Annotated in this window: 11 protein-coding genes; 6 read left to right on the plus strand and 5 right to left on the minus strand. The window is 49.7% G+C overall.

What is annotated here, in order from left to right; translation table 11 throughout:
* Positions 1-354 precede the first annotated feature (354 nt).
* From JW883_08505 to JW883_08515, 3 genes are all read right to left on the minus strand, one after another.
* Positions 355-588, minus strand: coding sequence for a hypothetical protein (locus JW883_08505; protein MBN1842305.1), 234 nt, complete (start codon positions 586-588; stop codon positions 355-357).
* 191 nt (positions 589-779) lie between these two features.
* The gene (locus JW883_08510; GenBank protein ID MBN1842306.1) at positions 780-1,928 is read right to left on the minus strand and encodes a sodium ion-translocating decarboxylase subunit beta; all 1,149 of its coding nucleotides are present in this window, start codon (positions 1,926-1,928) and stop codon (positions 780-782) included.
* Positions 1,929-1,939: 11 nt separating this feature from the next.
* Positions 1,940-3,427 (minus strand): Rne/Rng family ribonuclease, encoded by a 1,488-nt coding sequence (locus JW883_08515; GenBank protein ID MBN1842307.1) that lies wholly within the window; start codon positions 3,425-3,427, stop codon positions 1,940-1,942.
* A 362-nt stretch (positions 3,428-3,789) separates the two neighbouring features.
* Here JW883_08515 and JW883_08520 point away from each other — a divergent pair, with 362 nt between their 5' ends.
* Positions 3,790-6,885: a CoA activase gene (locus JW883_08520; protein ID MBN1842308.1), complete on the plus strand. Its 3,096-nt coding sequence runs from the start codon at positions 3,790-3,792 to the stop codon at positions 6,883-6,885.
* Between the two features lie 6 nt (positions 6,886-6,891).
* Positions 6,892-8,286, plus strand: coding sequence for a CoA activase (locus JW883_08525; GenBank protein ID MBN1842309.1), 1,395 nt, complete (start codon positions 6,892-6,894; stop codon positions 8,284-8,286).
* Here the strand turns inward: JW883_08525 and JW883_08530 are convergent.
* Positions 8,249-9,181 carry a calcium/sodium antiporter gene (locus JW883_08530; protein MBN1842310.1) on the minus strand — a complete coding sequence of 311 codons (933 nt, stop codon included), beginning with the start codon at positions 9,179-9,181 and terminating at the stop codon, positions 8,249-8,251. The genes JW883_08525 and JW883_08530 overlap by 38 nt on opposite strands.
* A gap of 17 nt (positions 9,182-9,198) precedes the next feature.
* A complete protein-coding gene (locus JW883_08535) occupies positions 9,199-10,056 on the minus strand; it encodes a glycosyltransferase family 2 protein (GenBank protein MBN1842311.1) in 858 nt (285 codons plus the stop codon).
* Positions 10,057-10,471: 415 nt separating this feature from the next.
* On the opposite strand from JW883_08535, the gene JW883_08540 reads away from it, so the two are divergent.
* The 4 genes from JW883_08540 to mrdA all read left to right on the plus strand — a co-directional run bounded on the left by JW883_08540 (position 10,472) and on the right by mrdA (position 14,734).
* A complete protein-coding gene (locus tag JW883_08540) occupies positions 10,472-11,506 on the plus strand; it encodes a rod shape-determining protein (protein MBN1842312.1) in 1,035 nt (344 codons plus the stop codon).
* A gap of 63 nt (positions 11,507-11,569) precedes the next feature.
* A complete protein-coding gene (gene mreC, locus JW883_08545; protein ID MBN1842313.1) occupies positions 11,570-12,376 on the plus strand; it encodes a rod shape-determining protein MreC in 807 nt (268 codons plus the stop codon).
* 4 nt (positions 12,377-12,380) lie between these two features.
* Entirely contained in the window at positions 12,381-12,911 is a 531-nt protein-coding gene (locus JW883_08550; GenBank protein MBN1842314.1) for a hypothetical protein, read from the plus strand.
* Entirely contained in the window at positions 12,911-14,734 is a 1,824-nt protein-coding gene (mrdA, locus tag JW883_08555) for a penicillin-binding protein 2 (protein ID MBN1842315.1), read from the plus strand. Before JW883_08550 ends, mrdA begins: the two co-directional genes overlap by 1 nt.
* The last annotated feature ends 17 nt before the right edge of the window (positions 14,735-14,751 follow it).

Raw genomic sequence — 14,751 nt, forward strand, 5'->3', positions numbered from 1 at the left:
ATCCAATAACGAACATTCAACCTGTCGAGAGCCTCAAGGTCGTGCGACGGCTATTTCTGTTTCTTTTCAGCCCTTCGACTCCGCTCATGGCCGTGAGTCCCTCGACTTGGCTCGGGACCGTGAGCCTGTCGAACGGCCTGTCGAACGGCCGTTTTGATACTCGTAATGAAAATCTTAATTATTTCTTCTGTTTCTTCCTCTTTTCCCATTCAACATTCGATGTTGGACGTTCGATGTTCGATGTTCATTTTTTTGTAACCGTGAACGGTTACGATATATCTCATCCTAGCTTCGTGCATAGCTGCGCAAGACCTCGATGTTAGGACACCATCCTGTTGATTGAAAATAATGGCCCTAAGTGCTTTTCTCATGCAGGTAAAGAGCCATAGCAACAGCGGCGGCTTCTGGTTGACTGAGTCCCGAGCGTGCCGAGGGTTTTGGTGACACTGTTTCCTTCCTGGCATCCAGACGGGCAAAGATCCTTCCCGTGATCTGCATGACCACCTGGAGGATACCAAGGACCACAAATATGCCAATAAAACGTATCAGCAATGTGGAGATAGCATAGTTCCAATCAATAGTTTCCATACATATAGTCTCCTCCTCAAAAAACGAATTGTTATTGAACGGTGTGCTCAGTATTGCAAGAAAAGAAGTGCAACAATATTTGTCTGCCAATTTCGCGTTTTCCTGCTTTCGTGTTTTGCGGCATGCGCCTTAGGAAGAGGCGTGGTCATTTTTTTCGCTCTTCCGGTTGATCTGCCTGGCCCCTGAAACGGTCAACCAAACATGGCGATCAACATCCCGGCCGCGGAGGCGCTGCCGATAACACCGGCCAGATTTGGTCCGATAGCGTGCATGAGCAAGAAGTTGTTGGGATTTTCCTGCTGGCCGACTGTCTGCGTTACCCGTGCTGCCATCGGTACTGCGGAAACGCCTGCCGAACCGATGAGTGGGTTTAGCTTATTTTTTAGAAAAAGGTTCATGATCTTTACCGTAAGGATGCCTCCCATCGTACACACGGCGAAATCGAGCAGTCCGAAGGTAAAGATGAGTAATGGCTTGGCAGTCAGAAACTTTTGCGCCTGCATAGTGGCGCCCACGGAGATTCCCAAAAATATGGTGACGATATTCATCAGGGAGCCTTGTGCTGATCCGGCCAGCCTGTCCACAACCCCGCTTTCCCGCATGAAGTTTCCAAGCATGAACATCCCCATTAAGGGGGTTACTGCGGGGATCAAGAGAGCTATTAGTCCTGCCACGATGAGGGGGAAAAATATCTTTTCACGCTTGGATACGGGCCTCAACTGTTTCATCACGATTTTTCGTTCTTGCTTGTTTGTTAACAGCCTCATGATCGGGGGCTGAATCAATGGGACCATGGCCATGTAAGAATAAGCAGCAAGGGCGTTGGCCCCGAGGAGGTGGGGGGCAAGCTTGGCCGTGAGATAGATCGTTGTAGGTCCGTCAGCCCCTCCGATAATCGCCACTGACGCGGCCTCCTTCATGGTAAATCCAAAAAGCAGGACCCCCAGGAAGGTGATGAATACTCCGAGTTGAGCCCCGGCTCCTATGACCAGAGTTTTGGGATTGGCAATAAGGGGTCCGAAGTCGGTCATTGCTCCCAGTCCTAGAAATATAAGGCACGGGATAACCTCCCATTCCACCCCATAGTGGTAAAAAATGTTGAAGAGTTCCGGTTTGCCGTGGACGTCAAAGCCCATTAGGGGGGTCAGCGGGAAGTTGACAATAAAAATGCCAAAGCCGATGGGCAGCAAGAGCAAGGGCTCGTATTTTTTTGCCACTGCCAGATAGATGAAAAATAAGGCGATTGCCCACATGATAACAAGCTTATAATGAAGGCTGAAAAGTCCGGTCTGTGTGTACAGGATGTTTAGTAAGACATCAACAAGGGTGTCCCAATTCATAGTATCTTTCCTTATTCACGAATAATGCGGCTTTCACCTGGTTGCAAGGCGGGATCTCCTTCTATGGTGATGGCTATGTTTCGCCTCATCTCCACATCGAGGATCTCTTTACGTTTCTTGTTCAGCAAGTAGCCTGCCACATTAAGCGGGACTACGCCTTTCACCTGCCTGGTGTCGTTGGCCAGGACCTCAGAACGAAGCCTTCTCATGAACTCCAGGGCAAGCTTTTCGGCTGAGGGAACCAGTCCGTTTCCCTGACAATAAGGACATGGAATAAAGCTGCCATACTCTATGGATGCGGCTATTCTCTGACGAGTGAGCTCCATAAGTCCGAACTTGGATATCATGCCGACACTGATGCGGGCCTTGTCGAGCTTCGTGTGCTCCTTGAAGGCTTTATACACAGCTTGATTGTGTTTGCGCTCCCGCATGTCTATGAAGTCGATAACGATCAAGCCGCCAAGATCCCGTAGGCGCAGTTGCCTGGCAATTTCGGTTGCCGCCTCCATATTGGTCATGTACGCCGTCTTTTCCATAGATCCTTCCCTGGTGGATCGGCCGGAATTCACATCAACGGCGACGAGGGCCTCTGTGGGGTTTATCACAATATGACCGCCGGATTTTAATCTGACCCGGCTTGCAAAGATAGAGGCAATCTGGTCTTCGATATGATACTTGGTAAAAATGGGCCGGGGATCTTTGTGCAGCTTGACGATCTTTGTGTGCTTGGGAGATACTATCCGAATGAAATCCTTCACATCCCGGCAAACATCCTTGTCGTCCACAAGGATTTCGTTCACATCAGATGTGAGACGATCCCGTATGGCGCGAATGGCGAGATGACGTTCCTTGTAAAGCAGGCAAGGGGCACGCTTGGAAAGGCCCTGTTTCTTGATGTTTTCCCACAGGCGAAGCAGATAGCGGATGTCCTTGGAGATTTCACGTTTTTTTTGGTGGTGGCCTGCTGTGCGAACAATAGTTCCAAAGCCTTCGGGAATCTTCAGGGAACTCATGATGCCCTTGAGGCGCTGCCTTTCTTTCTCATCCTCGATTTTTCTTGAAATTCCGGAGCTCTTTCCTCCAGGCATCAACACACAATAGCGGCCCGGCAAAGATATATAAGTCGTAACCAGCGCACCCTTGTGCAAGATGGGTTCCTTGGTCACCTGGAGCAGAAGCTCTTGGCGGGGCTCGATGAGGTGTCGGATAGTGGGGGGTCCCTTCTTGCTTGCCACAGCTCCATCAACATAATAGTCGCTGTGGATTTCGTGTTGCTGCAAAAACCCGTTTCTGTCTGCCCCGTAATCAACAAAAGCAGCCTGCAGGCTAGGCTCAACGCCCGTGACTACTCCTTTATAGATGTTGCCCCGGGTCAACTCCCCGGCAGCGGTCTCGATGCTAAAATCCTCAAGGTGTCCCCGTCTTACCAGGGCAACCCTGCATTCTTCCGGATCAACAGCGTTAATCAGTATCTTTAGCGGTTCCTTTTGTTTTGTCATGATCTCCCCGACGGAAAAAGTAGAGATTTGGCTGAGTCCCGACCCACGGACGGATGGGCACTAACTAGCATTATCCTGAATAAAAGACAATAATTTTGAGTGTGTCTTCAATTGAATACTTCTATCGATGGAATTCCAGGAATGTTCTTCCCCCCTACATTCGAAAAAGGTCGGATTCAGCGAATCTGTCATTTCGTCCCCTTCGAAATGACAAGTTGTGGAGACTTTTTGCGAGACCATCTTCCCTGGGAGATTGGAGGGCGATATCACTTGACAGGGAAAGGTTAGAAAAGATAAATGGATATGTGCAGTCATGAACATTCTGGAAGAGATCTGTTTTCTGAGTGATGAAAAAGATATCCATGAATAAGCGGGAAAACCAGCCCCAAGATTCTGAGCGTTATTATGTGGGTATTGATCTCGGGTCCGTTAGCCTGAATTGTATCGTCATCAACCATAAGAGAGAGGTTGTCTACGAATTCCCCTATGACCGCCACCTTGGCAAAGTCGATGAGGCGGTGTTGGCCCTTATCCAAGACCTGTACAAGGAATTCGGGCAAGATAGAATCTTGTCTTTTTCCTTTACCGGGAATCACGGGAAAAAGCTTAGTGAGGAATTGGGGACATTTTATGAATTCGAGACCATCAGCCAGGTCCTGGGCGCCATTTTCGTGAGGCCGGACGTTAGGACGATCATCAGTATGGGGGGGCAGGAGACAGCCCTTTTGCAGATCAATCATTACGATGTTGAAGACCGGCGTGGGCTGGGTGGCTGGGAATTGGAGTACTTTAATACGAACGGTCCCTGTGCATCAGGTACCGGGTCCTTCATCGATCAGCAGGCCCAGAGATTGGCTACCTCCATGTATAGCAAAGAAACGGATGCTTCTTCGGATCGGATCGATAAGATATTGGCGGACTTTATCAGGCTTGGCCTGAAGAGCGACAAACCCGCCAATGTGGCCTGCCGCTGCACGGTGTTTACAAAGTCCGATATGATTCACCTTCAGAACAAAGGAGAGAAGCTCGAGGATATTATTTACGGCCTGCACGTTGGAAATGCCAGAAACTATGTGAGCACCATCGTTTCTAATCGGGTACTTGAAGAACCGATTCTTTTTGTCGGCGGCCTTTCGTTGAACGATCTCCAGGTCAAGGCCTTCAGGAGCTATTTCCCGGGGTTAGTTGTGCCTTCCTGTAACACGTCCATAGGCGCCTTAGGAGTCGCGTTGCGGGCCCTGGAATTGAGCAGGCAAGACCGGGTGAATCTTGATATGCTCAAGGCCGGGGAACGTAACAATGAGCTTTCTGTGCCGGTGGCCCCAAGATTGGCGTTAAAGCAGACGACGTTTCCGGACACGAACGAGATTCAGAGAAAGTCCTTGTGCAAAAAGACCAGGGTGTGCCTCGGTATGGATATAGGATCCACGACTACCAAGTACGCGCTTATTAACGAAAACCGTGAGATCGTTCATAAGACCTATGTCCCCACCCAGGCTAAGCCCATTGAGGTCACCCAGAGGCTTCTGAAACTTATCCGCGATGATATAGGGAGGAAGATTGAAATTGTGGGCGTAGCTACCACCGGCTCGGGCAGGAACGTGGTGGGAGATTTTCTCAATGTGGACCTGATCATCGATGAGATAACAGCCCACGCAAAGGGTGCGGTAGAGATACACCCGGATGTGGACACTGTCTTTGAAATCGGAGGACAGGACTCCAAATACATTTACATTTCCAACACTTACCCGCTTGATTTTGATATGAATAAGGTCTGCGCCGCAGGTACGGGTAGTTTTTTGCATGAGCTAGCCAACAAGTTTGGGATCAACATAGTGGACGAGTTTCAGGAGATTGCGCTGTCATCGGACAAGCCTGTCAAACTGGCCGAGAGATGCACGGTATTCATGGAATCAGACCTCGTGTCGTATCACCAGAAGGGGGCAGAGAAAAAGGATCTGATAGCAGGATTGTGCTATGCCATCGTCTATAACTATCTGAACCGGGTGGTGGGGAAGCGAAAGATAGGACAAACCGTTATGTTTTTAGGAGGCCCTTCTTTGAATAAGGGGGTAGTCGCCGCCTTTGAAAATGTCCTTGGACGTCGTGTCCTGGTTCCCCGGCACAGGGAGGTCTTAGGGGCCTACGGCGCTGCGACCAGTGTGCAGGACAAAATGCGCCTTGAGAACAAGAATGAGAGCGCCTTCAGAGGCCTGGACAGCGCGATAAACGACCGAATGAAGTATGTTGAAAAAATATGCCGGGCAGACCCTCACTGCCATAACCGATGCAAACTGAAAATCTATGATTTTGACGGCCGTAAGAGTATTTGGGGCGGTGAGTGCGGTCGGTATGAAGTGACAAGAAGCATGGGACTCAAAAAAGAGAACTTCTTTGAATTGAGACAGAAGGTTTGGCATACGTACATGGCCGGGGTTTACGCGGAGTTGCAGGGTGAACGACTGATGGAGACGGACAATCGACCAACTGTAGGTATGCAGAGGGCTCTTTATGGCCACCAGTCCGGTATCTTGTGGGCACACTTTTTCGACCGGCTCGGATTCCGGCTTGTCCTGACCCCGCCCACCAACACGCACATTTCCAAGATGGGGCTGGAGACGATGGTAGCCGAGACCTGCTATCCGGTGAAGGTCTCCCATGGTCACGTCAAAGAACTGATGGGAAAGACCAGGTACCTTTTTCTTCCCAGCATTATCGACATGGCAACGCCTGAGCCTTGGGAAACCGGATTTTACTGTCCCATGGTCCAGAGCAATTCTTATATGGTCCGTATGGCCCTGGGGATAGACCCGTCATCCATTTTGAGTCCGGTCATTCATCTGAAACACGATCTGGACACGCTTGCGCTTGAGCTTTCAGAGCAGATACAATCAAAGCTTGGCGTGCGCAGGGCTGAGATAAGAAAGGCTCTCCAATATGCCTTGGACAGGGAGAATCGGTTTGCCAGGGAACTTCACAGGAAGGGGCGAGATCTCCTTGAAGATGCGAATGCCGAAGAGCCGGTCGTGGTGGTGACAGGTCGCCCATATAATCTTTATGATGAAAGGTTGAATTTGAGGCTTGGTCAGAATCTGGCCAAGATCGGAATAACCGCGCTGCCCATGGATTTCATTGACGTGTCTTCGGTAGACCTCTCAGATTTTTCGTCTATGTATTGGGGACTTGGCGCTCAAGTCCTGAGGGCTGCCAGATTTGTAAAAAAGCATCCAAACTATTTCGGTCTCCATTTGACCAATTTTGGGTGTGGTCCGGACTCTTTTATCGAACATTTTTACAAGCATATTATGGGAGACAAAGCATACCTGATCCTGGAGCTTGACGAGCACAGCGCTGTAGCTGGTGTTATGACCAGGCTCGAGGCCTTCAAGAACGTCATAGATAATACCATGCAAAAATCAGAGTCAGATCTGAGATTTGATTTTAGAGTGGCTAATTAGAGGGAAATGGAATCAGAGAAAGTCATAGATTTTCAATCACTCACTGAAAATGTGGGCCGGTTCAGTCTCAGGAATAAGACTTTCCTGATTCCTGAGATGAACAGGATAGGAGCGCATCTTCTGGCTGCAACATTCAGGGGGTTTGGTATTGATGCAAAGGTCATGGATACCTGTAAGGGCCTTGATCTTGGGAAGGAATATACTTCCGGCAAAGAGTGCTACCCATGCCAGATCACAACAGGAGATATCCTCTATTTTCTGAAGAAAGAAGAGGAGGCGCTGGGGGACGCCTTCAAGCCGCAAGACTACGTCTTCTTCATGCCCGAAGCGAGCGGACCATGCCGTTTCGGCATGTACAACAAATACCAGCGAATTGTCCTGGATTCTTTTCCAGAGTTGAAGCGTGTAAAAATCGGTTCCCTTACCACAAAGGATGGATATTCCCTGGCAGGTATTATTGAGAAGGCCCGTGTCAGGGACCTCAGGAAAGCCGCCTATTTTTCCATGGTGTTGGGCGACATCCTCGACAGGTTACTCTGGAGAATCAGGCCCTATGAAAAGGAATCCGGGATGACGGATGATTTTATAGAGAGGTCCATGCACGTCATGGAAGATACCTTTGAGACATATGGGGCCAATAAGGATTTTGATAGAATTCTTGATCAACTGGATGAAATCATCGAGGAGGGAAAGACAATTATTGATTCCAACATCCCTCCAAAACCCCTTATAGGGATGGTTGGCGAGATTTACTTGAGGACACACGTCCATGCAAATCAGGATTTGATAAGAGTTCTGGAGAGGTATGGGGCTGAGGTGGTGAACGCCTCCGTTTCTGAATGGATGAATTATACGACCTATGACAGGTTGAGAGATGCCAGAATAGGATTTCGGTTGAACCTGAAACAGCTCCGCCTGGGCCCCGTAAGGCAGGAGCTGAGAAAGCTCCTAAGCTTCGGGGGAGACCTTTTTTATCAAGAATTCAGACAGAAGCAGGTCTACAAGCGGGTGAGATCGCTTATTGACCTTGCCGAAGACCATAAGGTAGGAGATCTGGAAAATATCCTAAAAGAGGACGACCTGTTCAATTTTGACGTGGGTACCGAGGCCTGTTTGAGCATTGCCGGAATCGTTGAATATGCCCGGCAAGGATATAACGGCGTGGTAAATGTCTATCCTTTTACCTGCATGCCCAGTACGGCCACTTCAGCCATTGTAAAGCCCCTCATGAACCAACTTAGAATGCCATACCTGGATACACCGTATGACTCGGGCTTCCAACCAGGAAGGGAGGCGGCTGTCAGGACCTTCATGTATCAGGCATATCAGCATTTCAAACGGCATGGCAAAAAAAAGCGAACAATTACCCCTTCGCAGAGAAATCAAATATCCACCTCATAATGCTGATTCCTATGAGGAAGAGACCCTCGGCCCGCGATACACGAAAACCCGTGCGCATGAACACGACCACAAGGGCTACCATGCCTACAAGGAGATAGACGCTTTTGAGGCCTGCCGGATCGATGTGAAGCGGGCCGAGCATGCCTGCCAGCCCGAGGACACCCAGTAGATTATAGAGATCGCTCCCGATGAGGTTTCCAAGGGACATGCCGTATCGTCCCTTGGAGGCTGCCATAAGGGAAGTGGCAAATTCAGGTAACGAGGTTCCGGCTGCCACGATGGTTACCCCAATGACCCACTCAGACAACCCAAGGCCCCGCGCCAGGGATGTGGCCGCCAACACAAGGATATGACCGCCGCCGACAACAGCGGCAATCCCGATAACAAGCAAAGGAATGTCTTTCCAGGTAGCCTGTTTCCCAGAGTCTTTCTCGCCCACAGGAGCTTTTTTCAAAAAAAGATAAATAATGTACACGATAAGGGTAGAAAAAAGTAAAAGTCCTTCTTTAGGGGTTAGCGTTAAGTCCTTGAGAAAAAAGACTAACACTGACGACATTATCAACAAAAAAAGACCGTCGCGCCACACAATGACAGGGGTGGTATTGATTGTTCGGATGGCAGCGCACCCTCCCAGTATGAATCCGAGGTTAAAAATGTTGGATCCTACCACATTGCTTACTGATATGTCGGCCAATCCTTTTACGGCAGCGTTGATCGTAACAGCGAATTCAGGCGCGGAGGTTCCGATGGCCACAACGGTCAAGCCGATAGCCAGGTCAGAGATACGGAGCCTATGGGCAATGCGAACCGCTGAATCGACGAGCCATTCGGAGCCCTTCCACAGCAATCCCACTGATATCGCCGCCAACACCGCATCCAACAACAGATGAGTCATGAGGTATGTCATTTACTTCATTTCAGTTCAGGAAACTGGGTATTTTTTTTCAAATCATATTTCGCTTTTAGCCGAAGGTACTCACTTGCTTCATCAACGCGCCCGCGTTTGAGGCAGCCTGCTGCATAGATGGCGCACTTCTTTGTCAGGGCGTCAACGGCTGCCACCCATTGTTTTGGGGCTAGTCCTTGGTCTGGCGGACGTTCAAGAAGTTTTCTCAAGGCATAGATGCGATAACGGTCTAACCCCGGCAGTCTTGAAAGCTGGTCCTTGTGCCCTCCCCGTTTGATTACAAGGGGGGTATCGACTAAGTGTATGGGAAACCTGCATGCTATTCTTAGCCAGAGGTCGTAATCCTCGCAAGCTGGCATGGCCTCATCAAATAGGCCAATATCGTCAAACAGACTCCGATGCGCTATTACCGCTGATGGGCTTACAAGGCACAGCTCAACAGAACGTTCAAAGATCATTCCTGAGGGTTTCCTGTGTCGGTTTTTGGGGTTGACCCTGACTTCGTTTCTTGTCCAGATCTCTTCTGTTTGACAAATGAGGGCATCCGGGCGCGTTTTGAAAAAGGCTTTCTGAGTTGATAATTTTTGTGGAAGCCAAAGGTCGTCGGAGTCAAGGAATGCAACAAACCGGCCGGAGGCTTGTTTAATACCGGCGTTTCGCGCTGCACTCACACCGCGGTGTTCTTGCCTTATAACAAAGACGTTGGGATAAGATTTCAGGAGTTCGAAGGTACTGTCTGTTGAACCATCGTCAACAACAATGAGTTCGAAATCATCAAAGTCCTGATACAAGACCGATTCAATGGCTTCATTCAGTGTCCATGCTCGATTATGGGTAGGGATTATTACACTTATCGTTGGCATTACTCTGCGTTTCAAATCACAGGATGGCGCAAATTTCAAACACTTTTCAATCCAGCGCGAGCGTAGGAACTTTTTTTGTTGAAATGACGTATTGTGTCTGTTAATAATAACAACATTTAGAGCATTTTCGAAAATTGCTGGCATGATTTGTGCTAGTCTACAAAGTGTACAACAGGACAATAACAACAGCCCGCTTTAGTCCGTTGGTCGCAAAATTCGTGTTTTTTCTGGTTTTGTGGTAGAAGATATTTGGAAGGCACTGTTTTTGAATACTGGCAACTAATTGAGGGATTCAGGGATTGAGGAATTAGAATATGGATGGTTCCACCAACCCGCCTGCTGGTGAGGCAGGTTCCTAAATTCCTCAATTTGCAATCCCTAAATTCCGGTTTGTCCCGGTTAGGAGATAGTTAAGGTGTTAAATGCCCTTCTTGGAAGGATTTCTAATGATTTGGCAATCGATTTAGGAACTGCCAACACGCTTGTATACGTCAAGGGAAAAGGAATAGTCCTGAGCGAGCCGTCTGTTGTGGCAGTTCGAACAGATAACAAACGTAAGAACAAGGTGTTGGCGGTCGGCGCAGAGGCCAAGAGAATGCTTGGCAGGACTCCGGGAAATATCGTAGCCATCCGCCCCATGAAAGATGGCGTGATTGCCGATTTTGAAGTCACTGAAGCGATGTTGCGCCATTTTATTCGCAAGGTACACAATCGTCGAGCCTTGATACGACCAAGAATCATTGTTTGTGTGCCATCCGGGATTACACAAGTGGAGAAACGGGCCGTCAAGGAATCGGCCGAATCCGCTGGGGCCAGGGAGGTGTTTCTGATTGAAGAGCCTATGGCGGCAGCTATCGGGGCCGGTCTTCCAATTACGGAACCTACGGGCAATATGGTTGTTGACATTGGAGGGGGAACGACCGAGGTCGCTGTCATATCCCTTGCGGGCATCGTTTACAGCCGTTCGATACGGGTGGGCGGAGACAAGATGGACGATGCCATAGTGCAGTACATCAAAAGAAAGTATAATCTTCTGATTGGAGAAAGAACGGCGGAAATTATCAAGACGACGATTGGCAATGCCTACCCTGATCCGGAAAACATAGAAACCATAGAAGTCAAAGGCAGGGACCTGGTGTCCGGTATTCCAAAGATACTGGCTATAGATTCCGAAGAGATACGTGTGGCCACGGCCGAACAAATTGACTCTATAGTTGAGACCGTAAAAACTGCTTTGGAACAAACCCCGCCCGAGTTGGCTGCAGATATTGTTGACACGGGCATCGTTATGACTGGCGGCGGCGCCCTCCTGAAGAATTTGGACAAATTGCTTCGAGAAGAGACCTCTCTGCCCATTACAGTGACCGATGACCCGCTATCCACGGTGGCGATCGGTTCAGGCAAGACCTTGGAGGAGATCTCCCTTTTGAGCGAGGTGACGATCCAATAGAAGAGATGCCCGGGAATCATCGTATGGCGGGTTGCTCACTCAAGTCCTTTTCCGGCTGTTCCCATGTTTTCAAAAAGACTCCTAGCCATTTTTTGCCTAATAATTTTTGTCCTTGTTAACATCATCTTCCTTTCCATCAGCGCGAAACATCGTCATGGCAACACCATGGTTGAGAGAATCGTAATGGCTGGGATTGCGCCGTTTCAGGAAGGCGTCACTCAGGTCATCCGGTTCTGTGAACATGTATGGAATCACTATTTCTATTTGGTGAATGTGAGAAAGGAATGTGATCAACTGGAGGATCTGCTTGCCAAGGCGAATCTGGAAAAGAGTAAATACGTTGAATCCGAGCGCACATGTGAGCGTCTACAAAGGCTTCTGGAGACAAAATCCGCCATTCCTCATCGTCTCATTTCGGCAGATGTCGTTGGACTTGATCCTTCGGAATGGTTTAAGACTATTATCATCAACAGGGGAACACATGACAGCGTTGCCAAGGGCATGCCGGTAATCGCCCCGGAAGGTATTGTAGGTCAAATTGTCTCAGCGTCGTACCGTTATTCAAAGGTCATGCTGATTATTGACCGCAGCAGCGCCGTGGATGCCCTTGTGCAACGGACCAGGACACGAGGCATTGTTGAGGGAGAGACTGATGAGATGTGTCGGTTCAAATATGTTTTGAGAAAAGCGGACATCAGCGCTGGAGACACGGTCGTATCATCCGGGCTCGACGGGCTTTTTCCGAAAGGCCTTCGTGTGGGTTCTGTCAAGGAAATATCCAAGGGGCAGCCCGGCATTTTCCAGGTCGTCAGCGTACAGCCCTATGTCGATTTTGCAAGATTGGAAGAAGTCTTGGTGATTGTCGAGTAACAGCGTGAAAACCTTTTTGCTCTATGCCACTATCGGACTTGCCACAATTGTCGCTCAGACGACGATCCTGAGACTATCCCTCTTTCGAGGCATATTCTATGACCTTCTAATTCCGATGGTGGTTTTTGTGCGCCTCAATTTGCCAGTGAGGACAGCCGCCATACTGGTTCTGCTCATTGGTTTCGTTATGGATCTCTTCTCAGGAAGCCAATTTGGCCTGTATCTTTCCGTGTATCTCTGGATATTCATAGTGGTCAAGGGGGTCTCAAACTACTTTGATGTGCAGGGCAGCATGTTCCGATCCATGCTGATTGCACTCGGCGTATTGGCAGAGCATATGATATTTTTTGTTTTTTCGCTTATCCCCGGTAATGGGGTTTCCCTGTTGGCTTGTCGAATCGCGCCTGTCATGTGGCAGATAATTTTCGCTGCGATTACGGGCCCGGCCATCGTAATGGGTTTGGAAAAGATCCAACCACGAGCGGAGACCATGGCGGTAGACGGTGAGAAATCCAGAGAGAATCTGACGGCCTGATGAACCACACGTATCTGAAGACAGTTGACAGCGATTGGTACAGACAGAGGTTGTCTGGAACGCTGATCTGCGTTTTTGCGGTTTTTTTGGTTCTTCTGGCGCGGCTTTATTACTTGCAGGTCGTAAAAGGGGCTGAATTTAGGCGACAATCTCAAAACAACTGCGTCAGGCTACAAAGCATACCTCCTGCTAGGGGCCTAATCTTCGACCGCAACGGGGTCCTCATGGTAGACAACAGGCCGTCCTTCAGCGTGTCGATTGTCTTAGAAGACGCCAAGAATCCCAAAGAGGTGCTTCTCAAGTTGGCAGAATTCCTTGGAGAAGAACCGCAGCCGATCCTGGCAAAACTCGATGGCGCAAGGGGGTATCCTTCGTTCAAACCGATTCTTCTTAAACGTGACCTCAGCCGTGATTCCTTGGCAGTTGTGGAGGCTCATAAACTGGATCTTCCGGGTATTTTCATAACCATTGAACCCATGCGCCACTATGTTGACGGGAAACGGGCCTCTCACCTGATCGGATACCTGAGCGAGATCAGCGAGGAGCAACTCAAGAGTGGGCGCTTTCCACACAACAGAAGCGGGGATTTTATCGGAAAGTTCGGAGTCGAGAAAAGCTGCGAGTCGTTCTTCCACGGTGAACCGGGAACAAGGCAGGTCCAGGTCAATGCCCTTGGCCAGGTCACAAGGGTTCTTGAGACTGTACAGACAGTGCCGGGGAAAAATGTATACTTGACGCTGGATCTTGAACTCCAGCGAAAAACCGAGGAGATGTTTGCTGAAAAGGTGGGCGCGGCCGTGGCCATGGATCCGTCCAATGGCCATATCCTTGCCATGGTGAGCAGCCCCGCCTTTGACCCGAATGCCTTTGTGGAGGGTATGACCTTTGAAGAGTGGAACAAACTTGCTGCCAACGAGTTTCACCCCATGGGGAACAAGGCTATTCAGGGCCAGTACCCTCCTGGCTCCACATACAAAATCGTGACGACTATAGCTGGACTGGAGGAAGGCGTAATCAACGAAGATACAAAGCTTTACTGTCCTGGCTATTACAGGTGTGGCAACCGCACGTTTCGATGCTGGAAGCGCGGGGGACACGGGTCCGTCGACATTATTGATGCATTGGCCCAGTCCTGTGACGTCTTTTTTTTTCAAGTTGGAGAAAAATTGGGAGTAGATCGTCTGGCCCGATTTGCCACTTCCTGCGGTCTCGGTATGTCTACAGGGATCAAACTCGACAATGAGGCCCCTGGCTTGGTACCGAGCTCGGCATGGAAGTTGAGGAAGATAGGCGTGCCTTGGCAAGCAGGCGAGACCCTTTCTGTGGCAATCGGCCAGGGGTTTAACCTGGTTACGCCCATTCAGATGGTTTCTCTGGTTGCTGCCGTGGCCAATGGTGGAACGAGGTACAAACCGTTGGTCGTAGGGCGGATACGGGGCGTGGACGGCTCATTGGTCAAGATTGGGGCGGCAGAACCTGTGGGAAAGCTTGCGGCTTCTGACAAAACGCTCGAGTTTCTCAGGAAAGGTCTGGTTGATGCGGTCAACAAGCGTGAAGGGACTGGTTGGATTGCTCGTGTGCGTGGCATCGAGGTTGCCGGCAAGACCGGCACGGCCCAGGTCGTTTCCATGGAGAAAGGCCACGAGGAAAAGCCACTTGAGAGCATCCCTTTTTGTCTTCGTGACCATGCCTGGTTTGTGGCCTTTGCGCCAGTAGAGACCCCCCGAATTGCGGTTGCCGTGCTCGTGGAACACGGCGGCCACGGCTCAAGCGCTGCAGGACCGATAGCCAGGGAGATGATTAAGGCATATTTGGGGATTTAAGAATTAAGGGATTAAGG

The sequence above is a fragment of the Deltaproteobacteria bacterium genome, assembly GCA_016930875.1.
Taxonomy (GTDB): Bacteria; Desulfobacterota; Desulfobacteria; order Desulfobacterales.